General features: G+C 47.0%; 29 protein-coding genes. 14 read left to right on the forward strand and 15 right to left on the reverse strand.

Features of this window, described 5'->3' with window-relative positions:
- The coding region (locus Q8J68_RS03645; RefSeq protein WP_305310188.1) for a PAS domain S-box protein at nt 1-1,672 on the forward strand (1,672 nt) is incomplete at its 5' end.
- Nucleotides 1,673-1,730: 58 nt separating this feature from the next.
- Here the strand turns inward: Q8J68_RS03645 and iscB are convergent.
- From iscB to Q8J68_RS03660, 3 genes are all read right to left on the reverse strand, one after another.
- The gene (gene iscB, locus Q8J68_RS03650) at nt 1,731-2,987 is read right to left on the reverse strand and encodes an RNA-guided endonuclease IscB (protein WP_305310189.1); all 1,257 of its coding nucleotides are present in this window, start codon (nt 2,985-2,987) and stop codon (nt 1,731-1,733) included.
- 188 nt (nt 2,988-3,175) lie between these two features.
- A complete protein-coding gene (locus tag Q8J68_RS03655; protein ID WP_305310190.1) occupies nt 3,176-3,661 on the reverse strand; it encodes a nucleoside deaminase in 486 nt (161 codons plus the stop codon).
- 136 nt (nt 3,662-3,797) lie between these two features.
- On the reverse strand, nt 3,798-5,024 hold the full coding sequence (locus tag Q8J68_RS03660) for a peptidase U32 family protein (RefSeq protein ID WP_305310191.1): 1,227 nt from the start codon (nt 5,022-5,024) through the stop codon (nt 3,798-3,800).
- Nucleotides 5,025-5,212: 188 nt separating this feature from the next.
- On the opposite strand from Q8J68_RS03660, the gene Q8J68_RS03665 reads away from it, so the two are divergent.
- Together Q8J68_RS03665 and Q8J68_RS03670 are read left to right on the forward strand one after the other, a co-directional pair.
- Nucleotides 5,213-5,449, forward strand: a complete 237-nt coding sequence (locus Q8J68_RS03665; RefSeq protein WP_305310192.1) for a FeoA domain-containing protein — start codon at nt 5,213-5,215, stop codon at nt 5,447-5,449.
- 172 nt (nt 5,450-5,621) lie between these two features.
- Nucleotides 5,622-5,816 carry a hypothetical protein gene (locus Q8J68_RS03670; protein WP_305310193.1) on the forward strand — a complete coding sequence of 65 codons (195 nt, stop codon included), beginning with the start codon at nt 5,622-5,624 and terminating at the stop codon, nt 5,814-5,816.
- A gap of 121 nt (nt 5,817-5,937) precedes the next feature.
- Here the strand turns inward: Q8J68_RS03670 and Q8J68_RS03675 are convergent, their stop codons facing one another.
- The 12 genes from Q8J68_RS03675 to ahbD form a co-directional block, all read right to left on the reverse strand.
- Nucleotides 5,938-6,717, reverse strand: a complete 780-nt coding sequence (locus Q8J68_RS03675; protein WP_305310225.1) for a dihydroorotate dehydrogenase electron transfer subunit — start codon at nt 6,715-6,717, stop codon at nt 5,938-5,940.
- Nucleotides 6,717-7,619, reverse strand: a complete 903-nt coding sequence (locus Q8J68_RS03680) for a dihydroorotate dehydrogenase (protein WP_305310194.1) — start codon at nt 7,617-7,619, stop codon at nt 6,717-6,719. The genes Q8J68_RS03675 and Q8J68_RS03680 overlap by 1 nt, the downstream gene beginning before the upstream one ends.
- Nucleotides 7,620-7,632: 13 nt before the next feature.
- Nucleotides 7,633-8,553 carry a hydroxymethylbilane synthase gene (gene hemC / locus Q8J68_RS03685; RefSeq protein WP_305310195.1) on the reverse strand — a complete coding sequence of 307 codons (921 nt, stop codon included), beginning with the start codon at nt 8,551-8,553 and terminating at the stop codon, nt 7,633-7,635.
- A 13-nt stretch (nt 8,554-8,566) separates the two neighbouring features.
- Entirely contained in the window at nt 8,567-9,832 is a 1,266-nt protein-coding gene (hemL, locus tag Q8J68_RS03690; RefSeq protein ID WP_305310196.1) for a glutamate-1-semialdehyde 2,1-aminomutase, read from the reverse strand.
- Between the two features lie 33 nt (nt 9,833-9,865).
- On the reverse strand, nt 9,866-10,432 hold the full coding sequence (locus tag Q8J68_RS03695; protein ID WP_305310197.1) for a hypothetical protein: 567 nt from the start codon (nt 10,430-10,432) through the stop codon (nt 9,866-9,868).
- Between the two features lie 170 nt (nt 10,433-10,602).
- Nucleotides 10,603-10,749 (reverse strand): hypothetical protein, encoded by a 147-nt coding sequence (locus tag Q8J68_RS03700; RefSeq protein ID WP_305310198.1) that lies wholly within the window; start codon nt 10,747-10,749, stop codon nt 10,603-10,605.
- Nucleotides 10,750-10,848: 99 nt separating this feature from the next.
- Nucleotides 10,849-11,823: a porphobilinogen synthase gene (gene hemB / locus Q8J68_RS03705; RefSeq protein WP_305310199.1), complete on the reverse strand. Its 975-nt coding sequence runs from the start codon at nt 11,821-11,823 to the stop codon at nt 10,849-10,851.
- Nucleotides 11,802-13,100 carry a glutamyl-tRNA reductase gene (hemA, locus tag Q8J68_RS03710; RefSeq protein ID WP_305310200.1) on the reverse strand — a complete coding sequence of 433 codons (1,299 nt, stop codon included), beginning with the start codon at nt 13,098-13,100 and terminating at the stop codon, nt 11,802-11,804. The genes hemB and hemA overlap by 22 nt, the downstream gene beginning before the upstream one ends.
- Before the next feature lie 57 nt (nt 13,101-13,157).
- Nucleotides 13,158-13,832 carry a bifunctional precorrin-2 dehydrogenase/sirohydrochlorin ferrochelatase gene (locus Q8J68_RS03715; RefSeq protein WP_305310201.1) on the reverse strand — a complete coding sequence of 225 codons (675 nt, stop codon included), beginning with the start codon at nt 13,830-13,832 and terminating at the stop codon, nt 13,158-13,160.
- 61 nt (nt 13,833-13,893) lie between these two features.
- Nucleotides 13,894-14,352 carry a siroheme decarboxylase subunit beta gene (gene ahbB, locus Q8J68_RS03720; protein WP_305310202.1) on the reverse strand — a complete coding sequence of 153 codons (459 nt, stop codon included), beginning with the start codon at nt 14,350-14,352 and terminating at the stop codon, nt 13,894-13,896.
- Between the two features lie 49 nt (nt 14,353-14,401).
- Nucleotides 14,402-14,839 (reverse strand): Lrp/AsnC family transcriptional regulator, encoded by a 438-nt coding sequence (locus Q8J68_RS03725; protein ID WP_370867595.1) that lies wholly within the window; start codon nt 14,837-14,839, stop codon nt 14,402-14,404.
- A 23-nt stretch (nt 14,840-14,862) separates the two neighbouring features.
- Nucleotides 14,863-15,918 carry a heme b synthase gene (gene ahbD / locus Q8J68_RS03730; protein WP_305310204.1) on the reverse strand — a complete coding sequence of 352 codons (1,056 nt, stop codon included), beginning with the start codon at nt 15,916-15,918 and terminating at the stop codon, nt 14,863-14,865.
- A 194-nt stretch (nt 15,919-16,112) separates the two neighbouring features.
- Between ahbD and Q8J68_RS14945 the strand changes: the two genes are divergently transcribed.
- The 11 genes from Q8J68_RS14945 to Q8J68_RS03780 all read left to right on the forward strand — a co-directional run bounded on the left by Q8J68_RS14945 (nt 16,113) and on the right by Q8J68_RS03780 (nt 25,188).
- On the forward strand, nt 16,113-16,229 hold the full coding sequence (locus tag Q8J68_RS14945) for a CcmD family protein (protein WP_370867596.1): 117 nt from the start codon (nt 16,113-16,115) through the stop codon (nt 16,227-16,229).
- A 25-nt stretch (nt 16,230-16,254) separates the two neighbouring features.
- A complete protein-coding gene (locus Q8J68_RS03735) occupies nt 16,255-16,635 on the forward strand; it encodes a cytochrome c maturation protein CcmE (RefSeq protein WP_305310205.1) in 381 nt (126 codons plus the stop codon).
- Between the two features lie 17 nt (nt 16,636-16,652).
- Complete coding sequence (locus Q8J68_RS03740; protein ID WP_305310206.1) at nt 16,653-17,531, forward strand: polyprenyl synthetase family protein; 879 nt, start codon at nt 16,653-16,655, stop codon at nt 17,529-17,531.
- A 45-nt stretch (nt 17,532-17,576) separates the two neighbouring features.
- Nucleotides 17,577-18,767 (forward strand): radical SAM protein, encoded by a 1,191-nt coding sequence (locus tag Q8J68_RS03745; RefSeq protein ID WP_305310207.1) that lies wholly within the window; start codon nt 17,577-17,579, stop codon nt 18,765-18,767.
- A gap of 227 nt (nt 18,768-18,994) precedes the next feature.
- On the forward strand, nt 18,995-19,321 hold the full coding sequence (gene ahaH / locus Q8J68_RS03750) for an ATP synthase archaeal subunit H (RefSeq protein ID WP_305310208.1): 327 nt from the start codon (nt 18,995-18,997) through the stop codon (nt 19,319-19,321).
- Nucleotides 19,314-21,248 carry a V-type ATP synthase subunit I gene (locus Q8J68_RS03755; RefSeq protein WP_305310209.1) on the forward strand — a complete coding sequence of 645 codons (1,935 nt, stop codon included), beginning with the start codon at nt 19,314-19,316 and terminating at the stop codon, nt 21,246-21,248. Before ahaH ends, Q8J68_RS03755 begins: the two co-directional genes overlap by 8 nt.
- 1 nt (nt 21,249) lies before the next feature.
- Nucleotides 21,250-21,483, forward strand: coding sequence for a V-type ATP synthase subunit K (locus tag Q8J68_RS03760; RefSeq protein WP_305310210.1), 234 nt, complete (start codon nt 21,250-21,252; stop codon nt 21,481-21,483).
- A gap of 52 nt (nt 21,484-21,535) precedes the next feature.
- A complete protein-coding gene (locus Q8J68_RS03765) occupies nt 21,536-22,087 on the forward strand; it encodes a V-type ATP synthase subunit E (RefSeq protein ID WP_305310211.1) in 552 nt (183 codons plus the stop codon).
- Nucleotides 22,088-22,094: 7 nt separating this feature from the next.
- Nucleotides 22,095-23,162 (forward strand): V-type ATP synthase subunit C, encoded by a 1,068-nt coding sequence (locus tag Q8J68_RS03770; protein ID WP_305310212.1) that lies wholly within the window; start codon nt 22,095-22,097, stop codon nt 23,160-23,162.
- Entirely contained in the window at nt 23,162-23,461 is a 300-nt protein-coding gene (locus tag Q8J68_RS03775) for a V-type ATP synthase subunit F (RefSeq protein WP_305310213.1), read from the forward strand. The genes Q8J68_RS03770 and Q8J68_RS03775 overlap by 1 nt, the downstream gene beginning before the upstream one ends.
- Nucleotides 23,452-25,188: an ATP synthase subunit A gene (locus Q8J68_RS03780; RefSeq protein WP_305310214.1), complete on the forward strand. Its 1,737-nt coding sequence runs from the start codon at nt 23,452-23,454 to the stop codon at nt 25,186-25,188. The genes Q8J68_RS03775 and Q8J68_RS03780 overlap by 10 nt, the downstream gene beginning before the upstream one ends.
- The last annotated feature ends 1 nt before the right edge of the window (nt 25,189 follow it).

A 25,189-nucleotide genomic window follows, 5' to 3' on the forward strand; every position in this document is an offset into this window, starting at 1 on the left:
GCTTGATGTGATGATGCCCGGTATGAATGGTTATCAGGTCTGCGAGCAGATCAAAAGGTTCTCTGAAACCCGTTTCATTCCCGTCGTCCTGGTGACAGCCCTTTCTTCCAGGGAGGACCGTTTGAAAGGTATCGAGTCCCATGCAGATGATTTTCTTACCAAACCGGTTGACAGGCTGGAACTGAAGATGAGGGTGATGTCCCTTCTAAGGATCAAATCCCTTCACGATAAAGTGATATTTGAGCGTGATCAGGCTCAGAACTATCTTGATATTGCGGGTGTCATGATGCTTGTACTCGACAGGGACCAGAAAGTGATCCTTGTAAATAAGAGAGCGACTGATATACTTGGCTGCGAAGAGGCAGATATTCTGGGCAGTACCTGGTTTGATACTTTTGTACCGGAGTCTTCAAGACCTGAAGCAAAGCAACATTACTTCAAAGCACTGGATATGAAGAACGAGTCAATACTGTACTATGAGGGCCCTCTGGTTGCAAAGAACGGGGAAGAGAAGATCGTATCCTGGTACAGCAAGCCTATCAGGGATGCTCATGGTTGTCATGTTGGTGTCCTGAGTTCCGGGGAGGACATAACCCTGAGAAAAAAGGCAGAGGAAAGCCTTCAGGAAAGGACGGCAGCAGTCGAATCTTCTATAGACGGTATAGCCATTCTGGATGAGAATGGAAAACACGCTTACTTGAACCGTGCCTATGCCGGCATCTGGGGCTACGGCCGCCCACAGGAACTCGCTGGCAGGTCGTGGAAAGATCTCTATGATGAACATGAGTTAGTGAGATTTAAAAATGAGATAGTTCCGGAGTTAACCACTGAAGGTGTCTGGAGGGGAGAAGCACTCGGGTTAAAGAAAAATGGCACCACTTTCTTTCAGGAAATATCCCTGACCCGCCTCGAGAAGGGATGTATATGTGTCGTAAGGGATACGACCAACCGCAAGGAAGCAGAAAAACAGTTGCAACAATATGCTCAAAGTCTCAAATATTCAAATGACCTGAAAGATCTATTTATAGATATAATGGGGCATGACCTCCTGAATCCTGCAGGAATTGCCAAAGGTTTTGCAGGGATGCTTTTGCAGGCTGAGGACGATGCTGATAAATCCCGCAGGCTCAGGATCGTAGACGATAACCTGTCACGCCTTATCAATATGATAGATTCTGCTGCCCAGTTCGCCAAGCTCGAGGATACAAGCGATCTTGAATTCCGTAAGATGGACCTTGGAGCTATACTGCGTGATTCGGCAGATAATTTTGGGATACAGCTGGCTGAAAAGAACATAATGATGGATATAAGGTTCAAAGGTCACTATCCTGCAAGGGTCAACCCTATTGTTGAAGGGGTCTTTGCTAACTACATTTCAAATGCCATCAAGTATGGCCCCTCTAATAGCAGTATAATCCTTGAGATCGGAGATAATGGCAGCGAATGGAAAGTAAATGTAAGGGATTTCGGGGATGGGATACCTGATGCTGATAAAACGCTTGTTTTTGATCGCTTTAAGAGACTGGAGCAAAAGAAGAAAGGGGTAAAAGGTACAGGACTTGGTCTTGCTATCGCCAAGAGGATAGTTGACCTTCATGGTGGCAGGGCTGGCGTGGAAACCGGTCCGGCTGGAATTGGCAGCGTATTCTGGGCTACATTCAAAAAGGCTTGAATCCGTATCCGGGCCATCTCTCACCTTCATGAAGACTAAGCAAGGAAACCCATTCCCTTTAGGGGATGGGAGGAATTGCGTCACTCCTTTTTATTTCCATAAGTATTGTTCGTCTGGCTGTCAATAGTATAAGTTCTTTGCATTTTGCGGAACGGTGAACTATTTTTCCTGATAACGTCCTGAGGTCAAAGTATCCTGATTTTCTCCGACCAAATATGAAGCATTTGGTGTTATTGTAGAGAACTTTATCGAATAATCTGAATCCTTGAACTATATAAGGGGACTGGTTCAGTTTTCGTGTGCCATTTTTCGATGGATTTGCTTTGTGGATCTGTCGATTATGCTTACGCATCTGTTTTTGTAGGAAATGATAAGGAAGTCTTATTGCATTGAGATTCCCTGCTATGCAGAATGCATCGATCCGATGTGATTTTGGCAGGTTGTTCTGTATTCTGGTGTCCTTGGTAATGTATCCGAATGTGTTCTTCACATCAGTATACTTAGATTTGAGTTCCTTGAGTAGATATTTCCTCATTATTCCCATGAATGTCTGATGCTTGAAACCATTGATTTTCTGTAGATTTAGGATTATCTTTCCTTTATGGTATTGATCATGACATGTTTCACAAAGAGTTAGCAGGTTGTCAGGTCGGTTTCCTCCTGTTTTCCTTGATTCGATGTGATGGATATTGAGTATCGGATCCTTTGATTTTCCCTCACAATGCCGACATTTGTGATCATCTCTAAACAGAACATATTCTCTTACGTTCCAGAATCCAAGTTGTTCTCCCTGCTGATATTCTACTTCTGAAATATCCGGATTCTTAATCTTCTGGATATCAAACGCTGCAGTCTCAATAACGATAGATGTTATTGGCAATATCCTGTGAACGTTCTCTATCACCTTCAGGTGAGCTACTATCCTGTTCCTTATTGTTGGAGCTATCCATCCTGGTTTCTTTGATTTTGTTCTGTTATTGAACCTCTTTTGTCTGTATCTTGTTTTCCTGTTCCTCCGGCTTTTTCTTAATTCTCTTCTTGTTGATATCAGATCGGTTACATCTGTTCTCAGCTGTACTTCCGATGAGAAAAGTTCTTTGTTCTCAGTCGTTGCAGAAAGACCAATGAATTTGCTTCCAGCATCCACTCCCAGAACAACTGGCTGTGTATAACCACTGCTACCGTAAAGTAGCTGCAGGGTAAAAGGCTCCCGCTTTACAACTTTAGCCTTTCCTGCTTTCAGCAGCTTCCTTGTTTTCCCTGGCGAACAGGGCATTAATGGTCTTCCATGTTTGTTAATTATGTAGACTAACATTCGGTCTATCTCCATTTAGGAGTTGTAATCCTTCGCCAATGTTATCCTGGCTTGTTAAGCATGAAACACTGTTCTTACCCAACAGAACTGTTTAATCACATGCAACAGAGCTACAGACTAGGATTAACATCTGTAGGTGTTATGACCAGGATAACGTAGTTCTTGTTCTTTACAAACAATTACTGAGGCTAGTCAACCAGAGCTTGTTTACACAAGCCCATTCCCTTTAGGGGATGGGTAGTTGACTTGCCTATGTCCTCGTACCAGAGATCCGGCTTATTCTTGATGAATTGTTTCATAATTTCCTTGCACTCGGCAAGATCGAGGTTTATTACCTCTATCCCCTGCTCTTTCATGAAATCAGGGGCTCCCTGGAAATTCTCCGCTTCTCCGACAATGACCTTCCTGATGCCAAATTGCACGGCTGCGCCCGCACAAAGGTAACAGGGCATCAACGTTGAGTAAAGGACTGTGTCATTGTACTTGCCAATCCTCCCCGCATTTCTGAGGCAAGCGATCTCTGCATGTGCCAGAGGATCGTTTTCCTGTACCCTCATATTATGTCCACGACCGACTATCTCTCTGTTCCTTACAAGGACTGACCCTATGGGAATGCCTCCTTCAGCAAGCCCTTTTTTTGCTTCATCAATTGCGCATTGCATAAACCTGTCCATGATCTGCTCCTCCGGGTTAAGTGCTTATGTATACATTTAGTGTATAGTGGCATATATATTTATATAATTCTTTTAAAGTTGTCATCTGAAGTGCAATGGCAAAAATTTCAGCATATAGCTGCCATCAGGATCTGCCTTAAGACTGCACCTTCTTCTCAAGCCTGAAAACTTTGTCATTCTTCCGGGCCACACCGTCAACTGCCAGCCCTACATCCTGCCCTTTCTCTGCAGCAGTAATGCTTTCCCCTTTTGCGACCAAAGAACATACTTCCTGCTCAATATAGGTCGTACTGCCTTCGATAACTATCCTGTCTCCAAGTCCTATCCCGTCTTCTGTGAGCTTGATTGAAGCAGCTCCCATTTTCGGGAAATAGTTAACCACTATGCCGACAGCCTGCTTCTTCACTGGTGAGACATTCATGGCCTGATCACAGGCCAGACCCTCAGGACCAGGGTTGCCAAAATAGAATCCGGTGGAAAAACCGCGGTTATATTGCCGTCCCAACTCTTCTTTCAGCAGGCCGGCAGTTTCGCGGGTATAAGTGCCTTTTATGAAGTCATCTATGGCTTTCCTGTAGCATTTCGAGACCGTATGTGTATATCCGGTGTCACGCAGCCTGCCTTCTACTTTAAAAGCATCTATCCCGGCTCCCATAAGCTCCGGAATATGTTCTATCATGCAGAGGTCCTTGGCATTAAGGAGGTACTTTCCTTCAAGGCCGACCTTTTCACCCCTGTCGGAATAAAGAGACCATTCCCAACGGCAGGGCTGGCTGCATTCACCACAGTTCCCGGACTTCCCCAGCAGGTGTGCGGAAAGGTAACATCTGCCTGATATTGCCTGGCACATGGCCCCGTGGACGAATACTTCGAGCTCCATGTCTGTGTGCGCCCTGATAACTTTTATCTGTGCAAGGCTTAACTCTCTTGCAAGCACGACCCTGCTTGCTCCCAGGGACCTGTAGAATTCGGCGCTCTGCTGGTTCGATACATTGGCCTGGGTGGAGATGTGTATCCTCAGGTCGTGCTCGTGCGCCTGCATTATGGTTGCAGGGTCCCAGGCTATGACAGCATCAACCCCTGCAGATGCTGCGGTTTCCAGCACACCGCCAAGCTCATGCAGGTCATGCGGATAAATCACGGAATTGATCGCAAGATATCCCTTCATACCATATCCATGCACCTGTTCCATAAATCCTGGGAGGTCTTTGGATGTGATCTCTCTTGCCCTTGACCGCAGACTGAACCTGTCGATCGAAAAATAAGCCGCATCCGCGTGATCCTTGCAGGCTCCAAGGGATGCCGGATTACGCACTCCCATTACCAGTTCTGGGATTGTTTGTTGTTCTTTGGGCTCAGGCATATTTTGTTAAGCGGAGCTATGGCTTAAATTACTTGTGTCATCTGCTCAACTGAATTTGTTATGTTGTCAAGTTATCTTTGATGCAGGTAACTTATATATACAATTAAACACTATATCGCAATGTCGACTAATATTAGGCATGCCTAATAGGCGGATGAGACCCACTTGGAATAATAAGAGGTAAATAAATGGCTCCAATAATGCCACTGGCAATGATGCAGGAAGGCAAGGTCAGTAAGATCATATCGATCAATGCAGGCCGTTCACTTGTGAATCGCCTGAAGTCAATGGGGTTTATAGAGAATTCCTTTCTCAGGATAAAGAAGGATAACATGGGTGCTATTATTGTGGACATCAATGGTTGCAACTATGCACTTGGCAAAGGCATGGCCTCAAAGATCATGGTGCAGGAATGTGCGACATGATCTGACCTATTTTCTCTTTGGTGTCTTTTGACAGTGTTTCTATAGACATGTAGCTTCCATTTCCAATGGTTGCTGCCAAGTTACACTCAATTCTATTTTACCCTCCAAAATAATATTTATAACCAACAATTATAAATGTCTATAATAATCTAAGAGAACTGGTGATTCATACATGATATGGGGATTCTCAGCACTTAACAGTGAACAGGTAAAAGCTATCAACGAACTTGAAGATAAAATGGGTATAACCTTACTGGCATTCTCTGATGCCAATCTCAAATATGCCGACCTCTCTGCAGAGGACTTGGAAGAAGTGCACCGACTCGAGAAGGAGTTAAATCTCTCTCTGGTTGCCGTCAAGGTTTAATTTGAAGAGGTTTCTACCAACAACTTTCTTATTGTTTTTTAAATAATCCGGTTTTAGTTTCCGAATTTATGGTCGGCGACACCACAAAATAATCCTTCTTACGTCGGTGAGGTGGAACCACTCACATCATCTTTTTGTTCCCGCTGGCCCCTCTCATATATTTCCCAAATTCAGAGCCAACGAGTTGCATTCCGTTGAACACAGGCCCGTCCTTACATACCCGCAACCCTTCGGTGTCCATGCAACAGGCACCGCATACTCCGATGCCACATTTGAAATACCTATGCAGGCTGAACTCGGTCTTAGCAAGAGCACCCTGCTTTTCAAGAATGTCAAAGACGCGCTTCATCATCATCTCAGGTCCGCAGGTGTATATCCTGTCATATCCCGAAGCATCTATCTCGCAGAGCACGTCTGTGACAAAGCCGCAACGATGTGCCGAGCCATCATCAGTGGTCATGTGAAGCCCTTTGCAGGGTGTGAACCTGTCCAGGAACAGCAGTTCGTCCGCATTCCTTGCACCCATGATAGTAGTCACACAGGTGTCCTGGGACATAGCATGTTCTGCTAGCATGGCTATTGCTGCAGTTCCAACGCCTCCGGCCACGATAAGTATGTTCTCGTCTTTGCCGGGAAGTGTGAATCCCTTTCCAAAGGGTCCCCGTATGCCCAGATGGTCTCCTTCCTTCATCTCAAAGAGCTTTGCAGTTGCGTCTCCTACCTTCTGGACGGTGATGGCGTTCCTGTAGGACAGGGTCATGGGTATTTCATCGGTACCCCTGATCCAGACCATGACGAACTGGCCGGGACGTGCCTCATCAACACTCCTGTCAAAAAAGAATGTCTTATTGGAAGGTGATTCCTGTACTATCTTCGTTATCTTCACATCTATGGGGTACATCATGCTCTCCTGTGGGCAAGCCCGACAATATCGCTGGTATCCCTGTATCCGCCGGAGGAGATGAAACTCTCAATACCATCCGCAACCGTCCGGAATATCTCCGGTCCGTCGTATACCGCAGAACCAATCTGCACGGCTGACGCGCCAGCCATCATCATCTCCACGGCATCCTCCCATGTCGATATCCCACCAACGCCGATAACAGGGATTTCAAGGGCTGCATACAGGTCGTATACGCACTTGATGGCTACGGGTTTTATCGCCCGGCCGGACAATCCTCCGAATCTGTTACCTAATACGGGATATCCACTGTGGATATCTATAGCCATCCCGCGCACGGTGTTTATGGCAACTACGGCATCAGCGCCTCCTCTCTGCGCCGCCTTGCCTATGGATACAATGTCAGTTACGTTAGGAGTGAGTTTGACCCATACAGGAAGCTCAGTGATATCGCAGACTGCAGCCGTTATCTCTTCCACGGCACATGCATCGCAACCTATGGAAGCGCCATAGCCTTGTGCATGGGGGCAGCTCACGTTGAGCTCAAAGGCGTCAGGGCCTGCATCAACAAGGCCGTCCGCGACTATGGCGAACTCTTCTGCATTCCCCCCGAATATGCTGGCTATTACCGGGACATCCGCTTCCCTCTTTGTTATCTCAATCTCTCTTGAAAAATCAGGGTATGATGGGTTTGGAAGCCCCATTGCATTCAGGAAACCATATCCCAAGTTGATCATACTTGGGTTGCTGTGTCCTTCCTTTGGTTCCGGTCCGATGGATTTTGTAACCACTGCGCCAGCCCCCTCCCACGCGATCCTTGCAAGGGATGCGCCTGTAGTGCCCATGACACCCGCAGCCAGTATTGTCGGATTATTCAGCCTTATTCCTGTGATTTCTATCATATTATCGCTATTTTCAGATTTGCGCATTAAGCTGACAGACTGCTTGCTGTACAAGCTCCTTCCCGCCCAGCTCTACCATTCTCATTCCGAGTTCCCTAGCGTAACTTTCGTAACCTTCCACAGGGATCACTTCATCAATGCGCACCTGCTCGGAACCGTCAAGAGAAAGCACTTCTGCCAGAACATGCAGTTCGTAATCATTGATGAAATGTGTGAACGAACCAACCGGTGCCGTGCATCCTCCTTCCACGTAGGCGACAACTATGCGCTCAATGGAAGTCTCTATCCTGGTCTTTTGGTGATCCAGCTTTGAGGTTACTTCTTCTGCCTCGCTCCCGGCTACGGTGACCACTGCTATAGTGCCCTGGTTAGCCGAAGGGCAGAAATGGTGCGGGTCAAGGCGTTGCACATCCAGGTCCCAGTTCATGCGCTGCAATCCGGCCTCAGCCAGAAGGATGCCGTCATACTGGCCTTCTTCAAGCTTCCTTATCCTCGTGTTGATATTGCCCCGCAGGTCATGGACCGCAAGGTCCGGGCGGTATCGCAGTATCTGTGCGCGTCTGCGCATGGAGGTTGTCCCGATTATGGCATTCTCCGGAAGCTCTTCCAATTTGGAGCCGTCCGTTGTCAGGAGCACATCGCAGGGTGAATCCCGCTTGATGACCGCTGACGTTGAGAGCCTCTGCGGCCTGACGGTGGGCATATCTTTCATCGAGTGAACTGCAATATCCACATCCCCTTCCAGCATCCTGTCGTCAAGCTCCCTCACAAAGGCGCCCACTCCGGCAATCTCGTGCAGGGGGCGGTCTGTGAAGGTGTCGCCGGTTGTCTTTATGATCTTCCTGGTGGTCTGTACGCCCAGTTCCGCCAGTTTGCGCTCGATGCTTGTAGCCTGTGCAAGGGCAAGGTCACTTCCGCGGGTTCCTATTATCATTGCATTCTCCGGTTCACCTGAGGTTTGCCTCGTATGCAGCAAGGGTTCTCTCGATATCTTCTTCCGTGTGGGCCGTGGACAGGAAATTAGTCTCGAACTGAGAGGGCGGCAGGAATACGCCACTGTCCAGCATCCTGAAGAAGAATCCCAGGTATCCTTCCTTGTCGCACTTAAGTACTTCCTGGTAGTTCAGTGGTTTATCACCAAAGAATATCTTGAACATAGAGGATATGCCGCAGACATTGTAATTAAGCCCCAGGTCCGTAACGATCTCAGTCAGCCTGGCTCTGAACATGTCGCCGGTGGCGTTAAGTTTCCTGTGGACATCTTCCTTCTCAAGCACATCCAGTACTGCCAGCCCAGTGGCAACCGAAGCCGGGCATCCGCTATAGGTACCTGCCTGGTACACACCTCCGGAAGGTGCTATCATCTCTATGATCTCTTTCTTTCCTCCGAACACTCCTATTGGCAGGCCGCCGCCGATTATCTTTCCAAGGGTGGTCATGTCGGGTGTGACGCCGTAGTATTCCTGGGCGCCTCCCATGGCAAGCCTGAAACCAGTGATGACCTCGTCGAAGATAAGGACCACATCGTTCTCTTCCGTGACCTTGCGCACGTCACTTAGGTAATCTCCTTCGGGGAGTACAGGTCCGATGTTCCCCAGCACCGGCTCTATTATCAGTGCTGCCACATCTTCCCTGCTCCTTTCGATCACATCTGTCAGTGCCTCGATATCATTGAATGGCACCTGTAGGGTGTGCTTGGTGAAGTCGGCCGGAACTCCAAGCGAGTCGGGCTTGCCCAGCGTTGTGGCGCCTGACCCTGCCTGTACAAGGACTGCATCATGAGCTCCGTGGAAGCCGCCTTCTATCTTGATGAATTTGTCCCTGCCTGTGAACCCCCTGGCCGCACGCAGTGCGCTCATGGTAGCTTCGGTACCTGTGGACACGAACCTGAGCATATCGATGCTCGGATACATGCCAGCGATCCTTTCAGCAAGGTTCACCTCAAGCTCTGTGGGTGTGCCGTACAGCCAGCCTTTATCGAGCTGAGCTATGATGGCCGCTTTTATCCCGGGATGGGCATGTCCCAGGATATTCGGGCCGTATGCGAGGCAGTAATCGATATACTCATTTCCGTCGATATCCCTTATCTTTGAGCCGGAAGCGGACTCGGTATAGAATGGGTACGGCTTGATAGCCCTGACCGGGCTGCTGACTCCCCCGGGAAGGAGGGTCCTTGCTTTCTTGTATAATTCTCTTGACTTGTCTAAGGACATAGGATCACCTTGATATGGATTAATTTATGCTTCTTAGAATTTAATTAGAAGTGCTTCGACACTGTTCTTTGCCCTACCTTCAATAGATGCAGCCTTATAAACATTTTCTGCTTTCTCTCGGTATATCTTATCACCAGTGATCAGGTAGGCCCTTCGAAGGTAGTCAATCGACAAAAGCGGATTATTTTCCAATATCTCAGACATCAAATCATAATGATCAGCAAACTTGAAAAATGCATCAAAGAACTGATCTAACTTTTTTTCAAAACCGCTTCCGTACTCGACGTATTCTGTTCTTACAAAGTCCGATGGCACTTTTGATTCTTTTGTCTTGATGACTAGAGTTTCCTTTCCATATGCCTGCATTAGCCCAATCTCATAGAATATATTCGACATTGTCAGTGCAGACATCTTTTCATCAATAATAGCAATACCAAGTGGGACAGCTATTATCATGTTCCATATCTTCGCCAAAAAGTCTCTTCCAGTAACTACACTTTCAGCATCAATTTCAGCAATTTGATATTTATTTAACACTTTTCTTAATGAATCCCTTATATTCTCAATTTCAGGAGAGACAGGTTGGCCTAGCTTTGTCATGATGAAACAAGTTCTTGGCCTGTAATCAATGTGACAATTAGGGACATCACCATGAGGGCTATAGAGAATCATTGTTTTCCCGTGTTTGAATATGACATCTTGTTAGTGACTTCTGATTTCCGTATCTAATAGCATAAGTATATAATGTCAGGGTCTGAAAAATTAGAAAGCTACTGGCTCCTCTTTCTTGCGATGGGGATATTCTTGTAGGGTCCTTCTGTTTTTTTGTGATCAAGTATCCTGCCAGCATCCCTATCTATTTTCACATAGCGTCCCGATTTCGGGTTCTTAACTTGGACTATATCTCTGTCTGCCATTTGCCGTCACTAATCTTTGATACGTAAATTCTGTAAATGAAAATTTATGTCTCAGTGGTTATAAGAATGGCGCTAGGATGAAGCTTTAATCTCGTTGTCTCATTTAAGTATCCGTGCCATATCTTTTGCGAAATAGGTCAGTATCATATCCGCACCAGCTCGCTTTATCGAAAGCAGGGACTCGTACATAACTTTCTTCTCATCCAGCCAGCCGTTCTGAGCAGCCGCCTTGATCATGGCATATTCCCCGCTGACGTTGTATGCAGCTGTGGGCATCCTGAACTCGGTCTTGACACGATAGATGATGTCAAGGTAGGGAAGTGCCGGTTTTACCATTATTATATCAGCGCCTTCCATTATGTCCAGTTCAACTTCCCGCATCGCCTCGTCGGAGTTTGCAGGGTCCATCTGGTAGGTCGAGCGGTCACCGAAACAGCATCCGGATTCGGCAACATCCCTGAACGGACCGTAGAATGATGAAGAGTATTTTGCAGCGTAGGACATTATGGGTATGTCCGTGAAATTATTCTCATCAAGTGCTGACCTTATGGCGCCTATCATTCCATCCATCATGCCTGAAGGTGCCACCATATCGGCACCGGCCTTCGCGTGGCTGACTGCCGTTTCCCCGAGCAGTGGGAGGGTGGGATCGTTAAGCACTTCTTCCTTTTCAAAATCGACCATGCCACAGTGGCCATGATCGGTATATTCACAGAGGCATACATCGGTGATCACTACCATATCCTTGCCAAGCTCGCTCTTGATCTCACGGACTGCCTTCTGGACAATATCCTCGTCTCCCCAGGCAGAACTCCCATGTTCATTCTTATGCGACGGTATCCCAAAAAGTATAATGGCGGGTATCCCCAGATCGGCAGCTTCCTTTGCATCATCGGCTACTTTGCTGAGGGGAAGTCTCTCAACTCCTGGCATTGAGGCTGTTTTCTGGATCGTGCTTATAGTCTCATCCACGAACATGGGGTAAATGAGGTTATCGGCTGAAAGTGAGTTCTCCCTCACAAGGTCTCTCATCTTTCCGTTTCTTAGTCTTCTCATTCTTGTTTCCGGGAACATGGTGGCAACTCTCCTTTTATCCTGCTTTTATCATTGCATTTATTTATGTTGAACAGGCGGAAGGCCATGTCCAGCATCTCGTCGTCGCACACTTCAGCTGCATTTCTCAGGACCTTCGTAGGCTCTGCAAGTATCTTATTAACAATGGAGTGCGTCAGATCGTCAATTATCTTCTGTTCTATGTCCCCTATGGTGTGATAGGCGCTCAGTTTAGTGAGCGCACGTTCCTTTTCCATAGTGCGGACCTTATAGAACTGGGCATACATCTCGGATACTATATGGTCAGATCTTTGCTGTTTATATTGCTTTATAAGAAGATCGTATTCCTCGTCGATGATAGCCTGCACCTTCTTTGCTTCTTCCATTCGCAGCTCCAGGTTCTTTTCGTTGATGACACGCAGGTTATCTATATTATAGAGGGTAACGAGAGGAATCGTGCCAATAGTGGGTTCGATGTCGCGGGGATTTGCAATGTCGATAAGAAGAAGCGCTTTTTCCCTTGATTCCATCGCCTTGAGCACCTGGGGATGCCTTAGTACAAAGTGAGGTGCCCCCGTGGCGCAGATGACGACGTCGGCTTTCTTGAGATTCTCTTCTATCTGGTCAAAATGGACCGCATGACCTCCCATGTCATCAGCAAGTTTCTTTGCTGCTGCATAGGTGCGGTTGGCGATGTACATGAGTTCTATCTCTCTGTGGGAGAGCGCCCTGGTCACAAGAGTGCCCATTTCACCGGTGCCGATGACAAGCACCATTTTATTCTTGAGATCTCCGACAGTCTCCTCTGCCAGGTCTACAGCAGCAGAAGCAATGGAAAGGGCTCCCCGGTTTATCTCGGTTTCTGTCCGGACCCTCTTTCCTACCTGGATGGCCTTGCTGAATGCTGTATCAAGCATTCTTCCGGTCGTACCAAGGTTCTTAGCCACCTGGTAGAGGTCCTTGATCTGTCCCAGGATCTGGTCTTCGCCGATTATCATGGATTCAAGACCTGCAGAAAGTCTCAGCAGATGCATGATGGATTCATCGTGGTCATAGAAATCGATGATATTGGAAGAGAGCCCCAATTTCTTTGCAAACTGGAACATCACACTGCTGCCCTTATGGGAAACAACGTACATCTCTATCCGGTTACAGGTCTTAAGGACTGCACACTCATGTACCAGTTCATTAGCGTAGAGTTCCCTGAGGAAGTTATCCAGATCTCCGTCCCATACTTCTTCCATCTCTTCCACGGTTGCCCTGGAATGAGTGATGACCATGCTGGATATCTCAGTCATTGGGATACCCCTGACGGACTTTTTCTCAATGCTGAAAACGTGTTATGACCAGACATGTTATCGGACTTTCCCGTTTATTTTTTCAGTTACTATACCAAGTGCTACATTATACCCTTTTTCGTAGGATACTTCAAGACCTTCCCATACTTCGCGGCTCTTGAGCACCTGCCACAGTATGTCTTTCCTGTTATTTTGTTCGGGGACCTTCTCTTTTAGGTATGTCCTCAGGCTTTCCTGGATACGTATCATATCCTCAAACTGCGGGGTTATGACCTCCTCGATCCTCTGCCTGGCAAACCTGGAAAAAGCAGGGCTTGAGCCGGAGGTTGATATGCTGATGGTGAGATCGCCTCTTTTGATGACCGAAGGAACGGTGACATCTCCAATGAAATCCACCGGGTTTGAGAGTATATTCTTTGTCTTTGCTGCAGATACTAACCTCTCATTGACTGACCTGTCATTAGTTGCAGGTATGACGAGGAATGCACCATCTAAAAAGATATCTGCCTGCTCATTGGTAAGGTCACTGATATCTGCTTCCACAATTTTTATCTTATTCTCTTCATGCAGCTGCCGGATACAAGGAGTGAAACCCTTACTGATAACAGTTACATCCGCATACCGGGAGAAGAGCAATGCTTTGCGTTCACTCACGGAACCGCCGCCGAAGATGACTATCTTCCGGCCGGACATGTCTATCAGTAGTGGTAGGAAGCAGTTTTCTTGTGCCATGCAGTGTACTCCGTAATGTCCATTTGCCTTGAACCGGAACTTAGTTAAACGTTACGACAGTTCAGAGGCGGACCCCGGTCTTCTTGAACTCACGTTCACTGAACAGGAGCCTGTAGTCTTTGATCCCTGTGGACTCAGATATCCTTGCAGCCACTTGCTCACAGTCCTCTCTGGTGTATGAGTGGACCATTGTAAAAAGGTTGTACTCCCAGCCCGGACGCCGGGGTCTTTCATAGCAGTGAGTGACCTCCGGAAAAGATGCCATTATCCTGCCGACATTTTCTACCCTCTCCTCAGGGACGTTCCATATGCACATTGCATTGGCGAGAATACCTATGTCCCTATGGCCTATGGATGCTCCAAACCGTCGGATCATGCCCTTTTCTTTCATCAGCCTTATTCTTTCCACGACCTCTTCTTCTGAAAGGCCAAGGCGTTGTGCTATGTCCCTGAAGGGTGACCCGGTGAGAGGGATACCGTCCTGGGTAGCTATTAATATCTGTTCATCGATCGCATCCATATCTTACTTCACCTGATATTCCCTTACCTGGCAGTTCAACATTTCTATTTCACTTGATATTGAACCTGACACCAATCTTGAACAGTCTTACCGTGGGCAGATTGATGAATTCAAGTCCTGTCTTCCGGTTAAGCTCTTTGAGGATCTCATTTATCCTTTCCTCTCCTGAAGCTGATAGTGTGAACCATACATTGTACTTGTCAGGGCGAAGATAGTTATGGGAAACCTCGGGGTATTCGTCGATACAGTCTGCGATCTCATCGATCATATCCTCCGGCACATTTACGGCTACAAGCGTACTGGAACCACCTACTCTGTTACGGTTGATGACCGGGCCGATCTTCCTGACCGCCCCCTCGTTCTGGAGTCTTTCAAGGCGCCTGATTATCTCTTCCTCACTGATGCCCAGTTCCTCGCCAAGCTTTTGAAAAGGATGGATGTCAAGTGGAAAATCATGTTGTATTGTGTTGAGGATATTTTTATCCATATCATCAAGGTATATCATTGGGATCACTGTTTTCTGGGAGTGTATATGCAGTAAGGCTCCTCGGCCAGGTAGTCTCCGGTCGCCGCATAGGCACGTGCCCGGCATCCTGCGCATACTTTATTGTATTCACAGTCCCCACACTTTCCTTTGAGTCTTGATGGATCTCTCAGGTCGTTGAATACCTGCGAGTTCTCCCATATCTCTTTGAAAGGCTGTTCCTTTATGCTCCCGGCGAGGGCTGGCAGGTATCCGCAGGGGTAGACTTCTCCAATGCTTGATACAAAGCAGAAACCTGTGCCTCCAAGACATCCTTTTGTCATGGCCTCGTAACCATGGGTCTTTACTGTTATCTCGATGCCTTCCTTCTTTGCCCGCTGGCGCATTATCCTGAAATAATGGGGTGCGCAGGTTGCCTTTAGCTGTATCTTCGCTGTCTTCTGCTGGTCATAGAACCAGTTCAGCACCTTCTCATATTCAACAGGAGGTATCTCCTCCTCTTCCAGTTCCTTGCCCCTGCCAGTGGGCACGAGCAGGAATATGTGCAGGGCCTCAGCTCCAATCTCGGTTGCCAGTTCAAGGATGGCAGGTATTTCAGTAAGGTTACGTTTTGTGATGGTGGTATTGATCTGGAAGCCGATGCCTGCATCCTTGATGGCCCCTATGCCGCTCATAGCTTTGTCAAAGGCCCCGGGCATGCACCTGAAATCATCATGGGTCTGCGGGCTTGCTCCGTCAAGGCTCACACTTATCCGTCTTACCCCTACTTCATTTAGATGTGAGGCGACCTCTGGGGTCACAAGGGTGCCGTTAGTTGCAAGGGCTACTGAGAGGCCTTTCCCAACCGCGTAGCTGGCAAGGTCATAGATGTCTTCCCTTACGAGCGGCTCACCGCCGCTGAGTATTAGTATAGGGTTTCCTATCTGCGCTATCTCATCGATAAAGCGCATGGCTTCTTCGGTCGTAAGCTCGCCGGCTGGCTTCCTGGAAGTTGATGATCCCCTGCAATGTCTGCAGGAAAGGTTGCAGCCTGCTGTTGTTTCCCATGCTATGAGTCTTGGAGGTTTGGCCATGTTGATCATTTTGGATTTTTAAGTGAAAGTTCCACTCTAGTATAAATAGAATGGGGCTATACTAGTCCACACCCATATTAATAATTAGTCATCGGTATATGGTCAGGTCCTTTTTCAAAGAGCTGCTGTTACTTGTTTATTCTCACTGGTTATTAATTTGGTGCAATAACCTGCTATCAAAAGTGATATAGGGGTGAATATGTATTAACGCCTTAAACCTTGCATTTGCATGTACGTGGGTGGTCCTGGCAGTATGTGCCTTTCACCTTGTTCGTACCCGTATCTCTCTTAACAGGGAGCTTAGGAATATTGACAGATAATCGGATATCTTCCATGGGTGTTTAGATGGATAAGAAACACAAGAGTGTCCTTGCAGTCGCTTTTATTGTTGTCGTGGGTATTGTATGTCTGTGGAATGTGGACCTTTCACAGGGATATCTGCTGGTCTCCGAATTGCAGGAAGACCCGGATAAGTACGTAGGGCAGAATGTCAATACCATGGGTAATATAAAGAATGGCACTCTCAATGTTTCGACATCAGGGATCTCTTTTTTGCTGGAGGACCCTGAGGACGAGGCCTACGAGCTGGAAGTAGTGTACACTGGATCCCTCCCTGCAAACCTTGTCGAAGGCACGAGCTTAAGCCTCAGCGGCAGGATGGTCTCTGAGAACAAGATAGAGGCTAATAAAATAGTTATGGGATGTCCTTCAAAGTATAGTGAGTGAACAGAAAATAGGACGTTATGATGGAAATAGAGAACCTTGAAGAATACCAGTTAATAAAGGCTTCAATGGACGAGCTTGTCGCTTCGATGGAGGAAAGCTCGAAGATGAAAAAGATGCTGCTACATGTTTGCAGTTCCGGTGGCAAGAGCATCCGGCCTATCATACTGTTGCTGTGCACTGAAATATGCGGAGGGGAACGTAATAAGAGTGTTAATGCGGCCCTTGCTATCGAACTCATCCATTCTGCGTCTCTGATCCATGATGATGTACTTGATGATGGCATTATACGCAGGGGTGTTGAGTCAGCCCATAAGAAATATGGTGTTCCGGCTGCTATATTATGCGGGGATTTCCTGATCTCCAAAGCCATCTCCCTAATTTCCTCCTATGGCACGGATTCAGTGCTTGAGTTCGGAAGGGCCGGAATGTACATGGCTGAAGGTGAGACCATTGATATCTCAAGTTCCTGCACGGACTTTGGCAGGAAGAACTATTTCGAATGCATAAGCAAAAAGACGGCCTCTCTTTTCGCGGCAAGTGCTGCCATAGGTGCCTATGTTGCAGGCGCTGACCGGGAAACGGCAATGAAATTCAGGTCCTTTGGTGAAAACGTGGGCAACGCATACCAGATAGTCGATGACCTGCTGGAATATCTCAATAGGCTTGAGGATAAGCAGTCAACTTATGAGTCAGTGACCTTGCCGCTTCTCTACAGGAGGAGCATGGGACACGAGGAAGCTGTGAGCCTGACCGTGAAGGAAGTGCTTCAGCACGTAAAAAATGCAAAAGATGTCCTGCAGGGTTTTGGAGATTCAGCTGCAAAGGATAAGCTTCTCCTGATCACCAACCTGATCACAGTTGATATGCTTCCAGCCAGCGTCCTTGAGATGAGCTGAGTACTTGTTCTTAACCAATTTATACATTTATCATCAGGTGTTTTCATGAAAGTTTATGATAAGTCCGTAATAAAGGTGAATGCGAGCACAGAAGATGGAAAAGTTGTGCTTGATACAGAAGGGCCGCTGTCTGCGGTGGCAAAGCCTATAGTAAAGCGCATAAATAGTATTTTCCAGGAAGAAAAACCAATTCTTTCCGATGATGAGAGCATAATCTTTTCAACATGGGTCCCGCCCATGCCGGGAGAGGTGTTCAACAGGATGATCAACGCGCAGGTGGCTTCTATTCTTAAGAAGAGGGTTCCTGACCAGTTCTCTATCGGCATTACAGGCAGATGTCCCAATAACTGCATACACTGCGGTGCTGCGGGAATAGTTGCTGACCCGGAGTTGACCCTTGATGAGATCAATCGGACAGTTGACCGGGCGCTTGACCTTGGTAGTTATTATATTTCCTTTGACGGCGGAGAAACAATGCTTCGCAAAGACCTTGCCCGGATGGTCGCTGCTGTTGACAAGAGCCGTGCTGTAGCTACCTGCTTCACATCAGGTTTCGCTATGAATGAGCAGAAGGCCGGGGAACTTAAAAAGGCAGGCCTTTTTGCTGCACACATGAGCCTTGACAGTCCTGAAGAAAAGGAGCATGACCGGGTCAGGGGACGTGAAGGAGCTTACAGGGACACTGTCAACGGCGTGAAATTTGTGCTGGATGCCGGTATCCTGGCTGATCTTTTCGTAGTTGTGTCGCCCCACAATATCGATCATCTTGACGGTTTCTACCAGTTTGCGGCTGATATGGGCATGCATGAGATGTCCGTGTACGAGATCGTGGCTGTGGGACGCTGGCTTGAACATGAGGATGAAGTGATAACTGAGAAAGATGTAAAGCGCCTGGCGGATTTCCAGAAGTCTGCAAACAGGAAGCCAGAGGGGCCAAGAGTGACCGCTTTACCTTATTTCATGGGGCCGGACCAGTTCGGGTGTTTTGCAGGCAGGCGCTGGATGCATGCAACAGCGGGAGGGGACGTACTTCCCTGCGCGTATACGCCTCTTTCCTTCGGGAACATCCGCGAGGAGGACCTTGGAGTTATCTGGGAGCGTATGGGCAGGCATGCTGCATACAAGTCCTCTGCAGATTACTGCATGATGCGTAATCCACAGTTCAGGGAAAGATACATCCATACTATTCCCAAGGGTGAAAAGCTTCCCTTAAGGCTGGACCTTCGCAAGGAATAATATCTTCGGGCCCGGATGCATCAATGATGCAGCATGAGCCCTTTCTCTTTTTTCAGGAAGTAATACTTTACTAGTTAAGTTACATTACTCGTTGTTACTGCTGTTTTTCTATAATGACAAATCATTATCTATCTCCGAATCCAGTTTACGAAACCTTTATATCTGATTTAACACTAGAGGGAATGAATTATTCGGGATATTTATTATCAATCATCACGAGGATTAGCATGGCCAAAGATAAAATCTTGTCTGAAATAAAAGACGCAGAAGGCAATGCACGAAAAATAGTTGAAAACGGCATAAAGAGCAAACATGACCGTATCAACAGCGCACGTGCAGAAGCCCGGGAGATCATAAAGCAGGCTGAAGCCGATGCTCATAGGTCTGCACAGAATGCGATCAAATCTTCTGAAGAGGCAGTTGCTTTGGAAAGGGAGAAGATCATCAGGGCAGGTAAAAATGACGCGGAGGCAATAGCAATAAAAGCATCTTCCAAAGTGGATAAAGCAGTTGACATGTTACTGACTGAGTTTGAGAGGGCAGTACATGCTTAAGCCAAAACAGATGAGTCGAGCCGTTATAGTTGGCCATAAGAACATCCTTGAAGAAACGGTCGATGCACTGCATAAAGCTAATCTTTTCCATATCGAAGACTTTAATGAGGACGGTTCTGATCTTAAAATCGGCAAGCCATTCGAAAGCGGAAGTGAAGTTTCAAAGAAGCTCGTCAAGATACGGTCCATTGCCAGCCTTCTTGGTGTAAAGGACGTTGCAGTTGAGAAACAGTGTCCTTCTGAAGTTTGTTCTCAGCTTGACAGTTCTCTTGACAAGCTTGATGATGAACTGGGAGTACTTGCTGAGAAAAAGCATGTTTTGGAAAACGAACTTAAGGAAATCGGTTCATCCAAGAAAGATCTTCTTCCTTTCATTAACATTGATCTTGATCTTGATCTTTATCGCGGGTATGAGAACCTGGCTGTTTTTGCAGGGCATGTTAAAGAGAATGTTGAACCTTCCATATCAAAGATCACTTCTTCTTATGAGCTTTATCATGATCAGCACTCAGGTGCTGTAGTACTTTTTGTTGCAAGGGACAAAGCTGCAGATGTTGCTGAAGTGCTTGCAGGTGCTTCGTTCAAGGAATCAAGGGTGCCTGTCCTCAGTGGTGTACCTTCCAGGCTTCTGGCAGATATCGAACAGAAAGAAGTTGATGTCACCCGGAAGATAGAGGCAATAAATACTGAGATAGAAGCCCTGAAACTGAAGTACGCTGACTTCATACTTGCAAGTAATGAGTTACTGTCCATAGAGGTCCAGAAATCAGAGGCACCTCTGAGGATAGCGACGACTGAAAGCTCATTCCTTATAGATGGATGGCTTCCTACGGAGCAATATGTTGAGATGGAACGAACCGTTAATGCAGCAACAAACGGTCGTGCATTCGTTTCCCCTCTGGATATCACAAAGCCTGATATTAAAAAAGTACCTATCGAGTACGATAACCCCAAGATCATATCTCCTCTTCAGGAAATTATGAATCTTTACGGGCGTCCTACTTACAAGGAAATTGATCCTTCAGCTTTGATATTTATCACTTTCCCGCTCTTATACGGGATGATCCTTGGTGATATAGGATATGCTCTTATTCTTCTGACACTGGCACTGGCTATAAAGAAGATTGTCTCTTCCGATGCAGTCAAGCCTTTAATGAACATCCTGATATACTGTCAGGTTTCGACATTATTCTTCGGCATATTATACGGTGAATTCTTAGGATTCCCTCTGGCAGGCTATCATGGCTATCCTGGCCTGATTCCGGGTTTTGAGACAATTGACCTGTTGGCAACTCCATTCCCCGGTGAAGTTATTGGTTTCCCCTTGCATAGAACTCACCTTGTAATGACATTCATCGTCGCTACTGTCCTTGTTGGTCTGCTCCACCTGAACCTTGGTTATGCGGTGGGATTCATCAATGAGAAGAGGAAGCACGGTATATCTGCAGCTATCTTCGAGAAGGGAAGCTGGTTTGTTGTACAATTCGGTATCCTCCTTACAGTGCTTGGTTACCTCGAGATGCTACCTATCGTAGCGGGAATCGTTGTGTTCCTCATCGGTGTGGTCATGCTTGTAAAAGGGGAAGGAGTAAAGGGCCCTATCGAATTGCCTTCACTCCTGAGCAACTCATTGTCCTATACCCGTATAATAGCTGTGGGATTGTCATCCATCTCTATTGCGTCAACTGTCAACCTGATCGCCTTTGGCATGATCTGGCCGCCAGGGTCGCCAATTGGTGGAATGACTATCTTTGCGATTGTAGTGTTCTTATTCGGACACGCTTTGAACACTGCCCTGAGTATAATAGCCCCCGGTTTGCATGCGCTCAGGTTACAGTATGTAGAATTCTTCGGTAAATTCTACGAAGGCGGGGGGCGCAAATACGATCCATTCGGATATATTAGAAAGTACACGGAGGAAAAATAAAATGGTAACAGAAACAGTAACAATGATGGACCCTTCAGGATTGAAAGCAATCGGAGCAGCACTCGCAGTCGGACTTACAGGTTTTGCATCAGCATATGCTGAAAAAGAGATCGGTACCGCAGCAATAGGTGCAATGGCTGAGAATGAGAGTCTTTTCGGTAAGGGTTTGATCCTGACTGTAATTCCAGAAACGATCGTTATCTTCGGCCTGGTAGTTGCATTATTGATGCTATAAGTTGATTTAAGAGCATTTTTTGCTCTTAAATTCATTTTAAAGGTGAGTGAGCATGGGACTTGAAATTGTTGTTAAAGATATCATGGATGCTGCGCAGGCGGAAGTGACCCGGTTGGATCGCGAGGCTGATGCAGAGGCTTCCCTAATTCTGGAGGATGCCAGGCAGAACGCGAAAAAGATCATAGGTGAACGTCTTGCAAAGGCAGAGGATGATATCCGGAAAATGAGACAGCAAGAAATATCCAGCGCAAATCTTGAAGTAAAGCGCACACTGCTCAATGCACGTAAGGAATTACTAGAGGATGTATATACCCGGGCTGAAAGATCCATTTCCGCATTTTCCCCTGAAAAGAACAAAGAGCTTCTGAAATCCCTCATTGAGAATAATGAAGCAAGCGGCAAAAGGATATATTCCAATGCAGCATCAGAAGAGATTGTAAGGAAACTGACTTCTCTTGAATATGCCGGCAATATAAATTGTCTTGGTGGCATTGTCATTGAGAATGAAGATGGGACTGTAAGGCTGGATTATACCTACGATGTCATCCTTAAAAGTGTGAGTGAGCAGTTGTTGAAGCAAACATCTGATATCTTATTCGGGTGATTTCTAAATGCGGCTGTTGCAGAAATTTAAGCGTGGCTACGGTTCAGGTTCAAAAGGTCACACTAACTACGCATACACGATACCACGTGTTCGTGCAATGAAAAGTAAGCTCTTGCCAAAAGAGACTTACCCACGACTCATGAATATGAGCATTGATGAGATAACGAGGTTCATTGGCGAATCCGGTTACAAGGAAGATGTCGATGAGTTGGCTCTTACCTACGAAGGAGTAGACCTTATTGAACACTCCCTGAACAGGAACCTATCTGTTACCTTTAGGAAACTCCTGAACATCTCCGAGGGAGAGGTCAATTTCCTTATTTCGGAATATGTCAAGGAATACGACATCTGGAACATAAAGACGATCTTCCGAGGAAAGTATTGCAGGGCTTCAACAAAGGAAATCCTGGAATCTCTCGTCGCGGGAGGAACTCTTACCTATACTTTCCTGTCCAGCCTGGCTGGGAAGGAAGTCGAGGATGTTATATCCGAGTTTGAAGGTACTGAATATTATCCGATACTCAAGAACTATAACGGCACAAATCTCTCCGATGTTGAGAATCAGCTTGACAAGTTGTACTACGCTGGTCTCTTTGCCGTGGCAGGTGGCTCTAAATCAAAAGATCGTAAGCTGTTTGCCAAGTTCATAAGAGCGGGAATTGATATAAAGAACCTGATGATCCTTTTCCGCCTGAAAAGGGCAGGGATCACTGACCCTCAGATGATAGGTATCATGATCGAGGGCGGCCTTGAGATCGAACCCAAGGACATACAAAAACTGATGCCACTTTCCTTTGAAGAGTTCATCGAAGAGCTTGACAATTACTCTTACTGGAAAGAGATATCTGATCTGGTGAATCCGGGTATGCAATCACTGATCGATGTTGAAACACGACTAAAGAAATACAGGCTTAAATCTGCAGCAAGTTTTTCACATGTTTATCCCCTCTCAATAGTACCAATCATGGACTACATGCTAACCAAGCAGAATGAGGTAAACAACCTGCGGATAATAGTGCGTGGCAAAGCCGCCAACCTCAGTGATGAAGTAATCAGGGAACAGTTGGTGATCTGATGGAATTAGCAGTGGTTGGACGCAGCGAGTTCGTGACAGGATTCAGACTCGCAGGTGTCAGAAAAATATTTGAAGTTAATGATGGCGAACTTGAACCTATTGTGCATAAGATACTTGAGGATCGGGAAGTCGGTATTCTTGTAATGCACGGCGATGATCTCAATAAACTACCGGAGACGCTGAGGAACACTATCGATGACTCTGTTGAGCCAACTGTTGTGACTCTTGGAGGTAGTGGTCAAAGTTCGAACCTAAGGGAAAAAATAAAACAATCGGTAGGTGTTGATCTGTGGAAATGAAAGGTGAAATTTATCGAGTGGCAGGCCCTGTCGTTACTATTAGAGGTATCAGGCCAAAAATGTACGACGTGGTCCATGTTGGTCACGAAGGATTAATGGGTGAAGTTATCAGGATACAGGGAGACAAAGCCACTGTTCAGGTATACGAGGACACATCCGGCATCAGGCCGGGAGAACCCGTAGTGAACACTGGAATGTCACTCTCCGTGGAACTTGGCCCGGGTTTATTGGAAAGCATTTATGATGGTATCCAGAGACCTTTGAGGGTCCTGCAGGAAAAGATGGGTGACTTCATTCAGAGAGGAGTCACAGCTAACGGACTTGACCGTGAGAGAGTATGGGAATTCAAACCCATTGCCAAGAACGGCGACTCCGTAAAGGGCGGCGATGTGCTAGGTCTTGTGCAGGAAACTGAGAATATAGAACACAAGATCATGGTTCCACCTACAGTGTCGGGGACCATTTCTGAGATCAAGTCCGGTAGTTTCAAAGTTGACGAGACTATATGTGTGCTTGCAAGCGGCACGGAAATATCAATGATGCAGAAGTGGCCTGTAAGAAAGCCACGTCCAGTGGGCAAGAAGCTCATGCCAAACAGGCCCCTGATCACCGGCCAGAGGATCCTTGATGGTCTGTTCCCGGTTGCAAAAGGCGGTACAGCGGCTATCCCCGGACCATTCGGCTCCGGAAAGACCGTTACCCAGCAGCAGCTTGCAAAGTGGAGTGACACTGACATTGTGGTCTACATAGGATGCGGCGAACGTGGGAACGAGATGGCCGATGTGCTTAACGAGTTCCCCGAACTCCAGGACCCCAAGACAGGACGCCCGCTCATGGAGCGCACAGTGCTTATCGCTAACACTTCAAACATGCCTGTGGCAGCCCGTGAAGCATCTGTTTACACAGGTATCACCATTGCGGAATACTACCGTGACATGGGATACGATGTATCACTGATGGCCGACTCAACCTCAAGATGGGCAGAAGCAATGAGGGAAATCTCCTCAAGACTTGAAGAGATGCCTGGTGAGGAAGGTTATCCAGCATACCTTTCAGCAAGACTCTCCGAGTTCTATGAGAGGGCAGGATACGTGCGCACCCTTGAAGGCAAGGAAGGATCTATCACTGTTATAGGTGCAGTATCACCACCTGGTGGCGACTTCTCAGAGCCGGTCACACAGAACACCCTGCGTATCGTGAAGGTATTCTGGGCACTGGATGCAAAGCTCGCACAGAGGAGACACTTCCCGTCCATTAACTGGCTGACAAGTTACAGTCTGTACACACAGGGACTTGCCGACTGGTTCACTGAGAACGTGGCACCTGACTGGGTACCTCTCAGGGACCATGCAATGGACCTGCTCCAGCAGGAAGCAGAACTCCAGGAGATCGTTCAGCTGGTTGGCTCCGATGCTCTGCCAGAGGACCAGCAGATCGTGCTCGAGATAGCCCGTATGATCAGGGAATATTTCCTGCAGCAGAATGCTTTCCACCCGGTAGACACATACTGCCCGTTCGACAAGCAGTACAAATTACTGAAGGCAATCTCCAAGTACGGTGAGATGGCAACAGCAGCACTGGAATCAGGAATCCCGATGAAGGACATCCTGTCCGTGGAGTCAAAGGATGAGCTTGCAAAGGTCAAGTTCGAAGAGGACTTCCAGAGCGCACTGGACACTGTCATGACCAAGATGGATAAGGAATTCGCACAGCTTGGGGGTAAGTAAA

The organism is Methanolobus sp., from assembly GCF_030682845.1.
GTDB lineage: Archaea > Halobacteriota > Methanosarcinia > Methanosarcinales > Methanosarcinaceae > Methanolobus.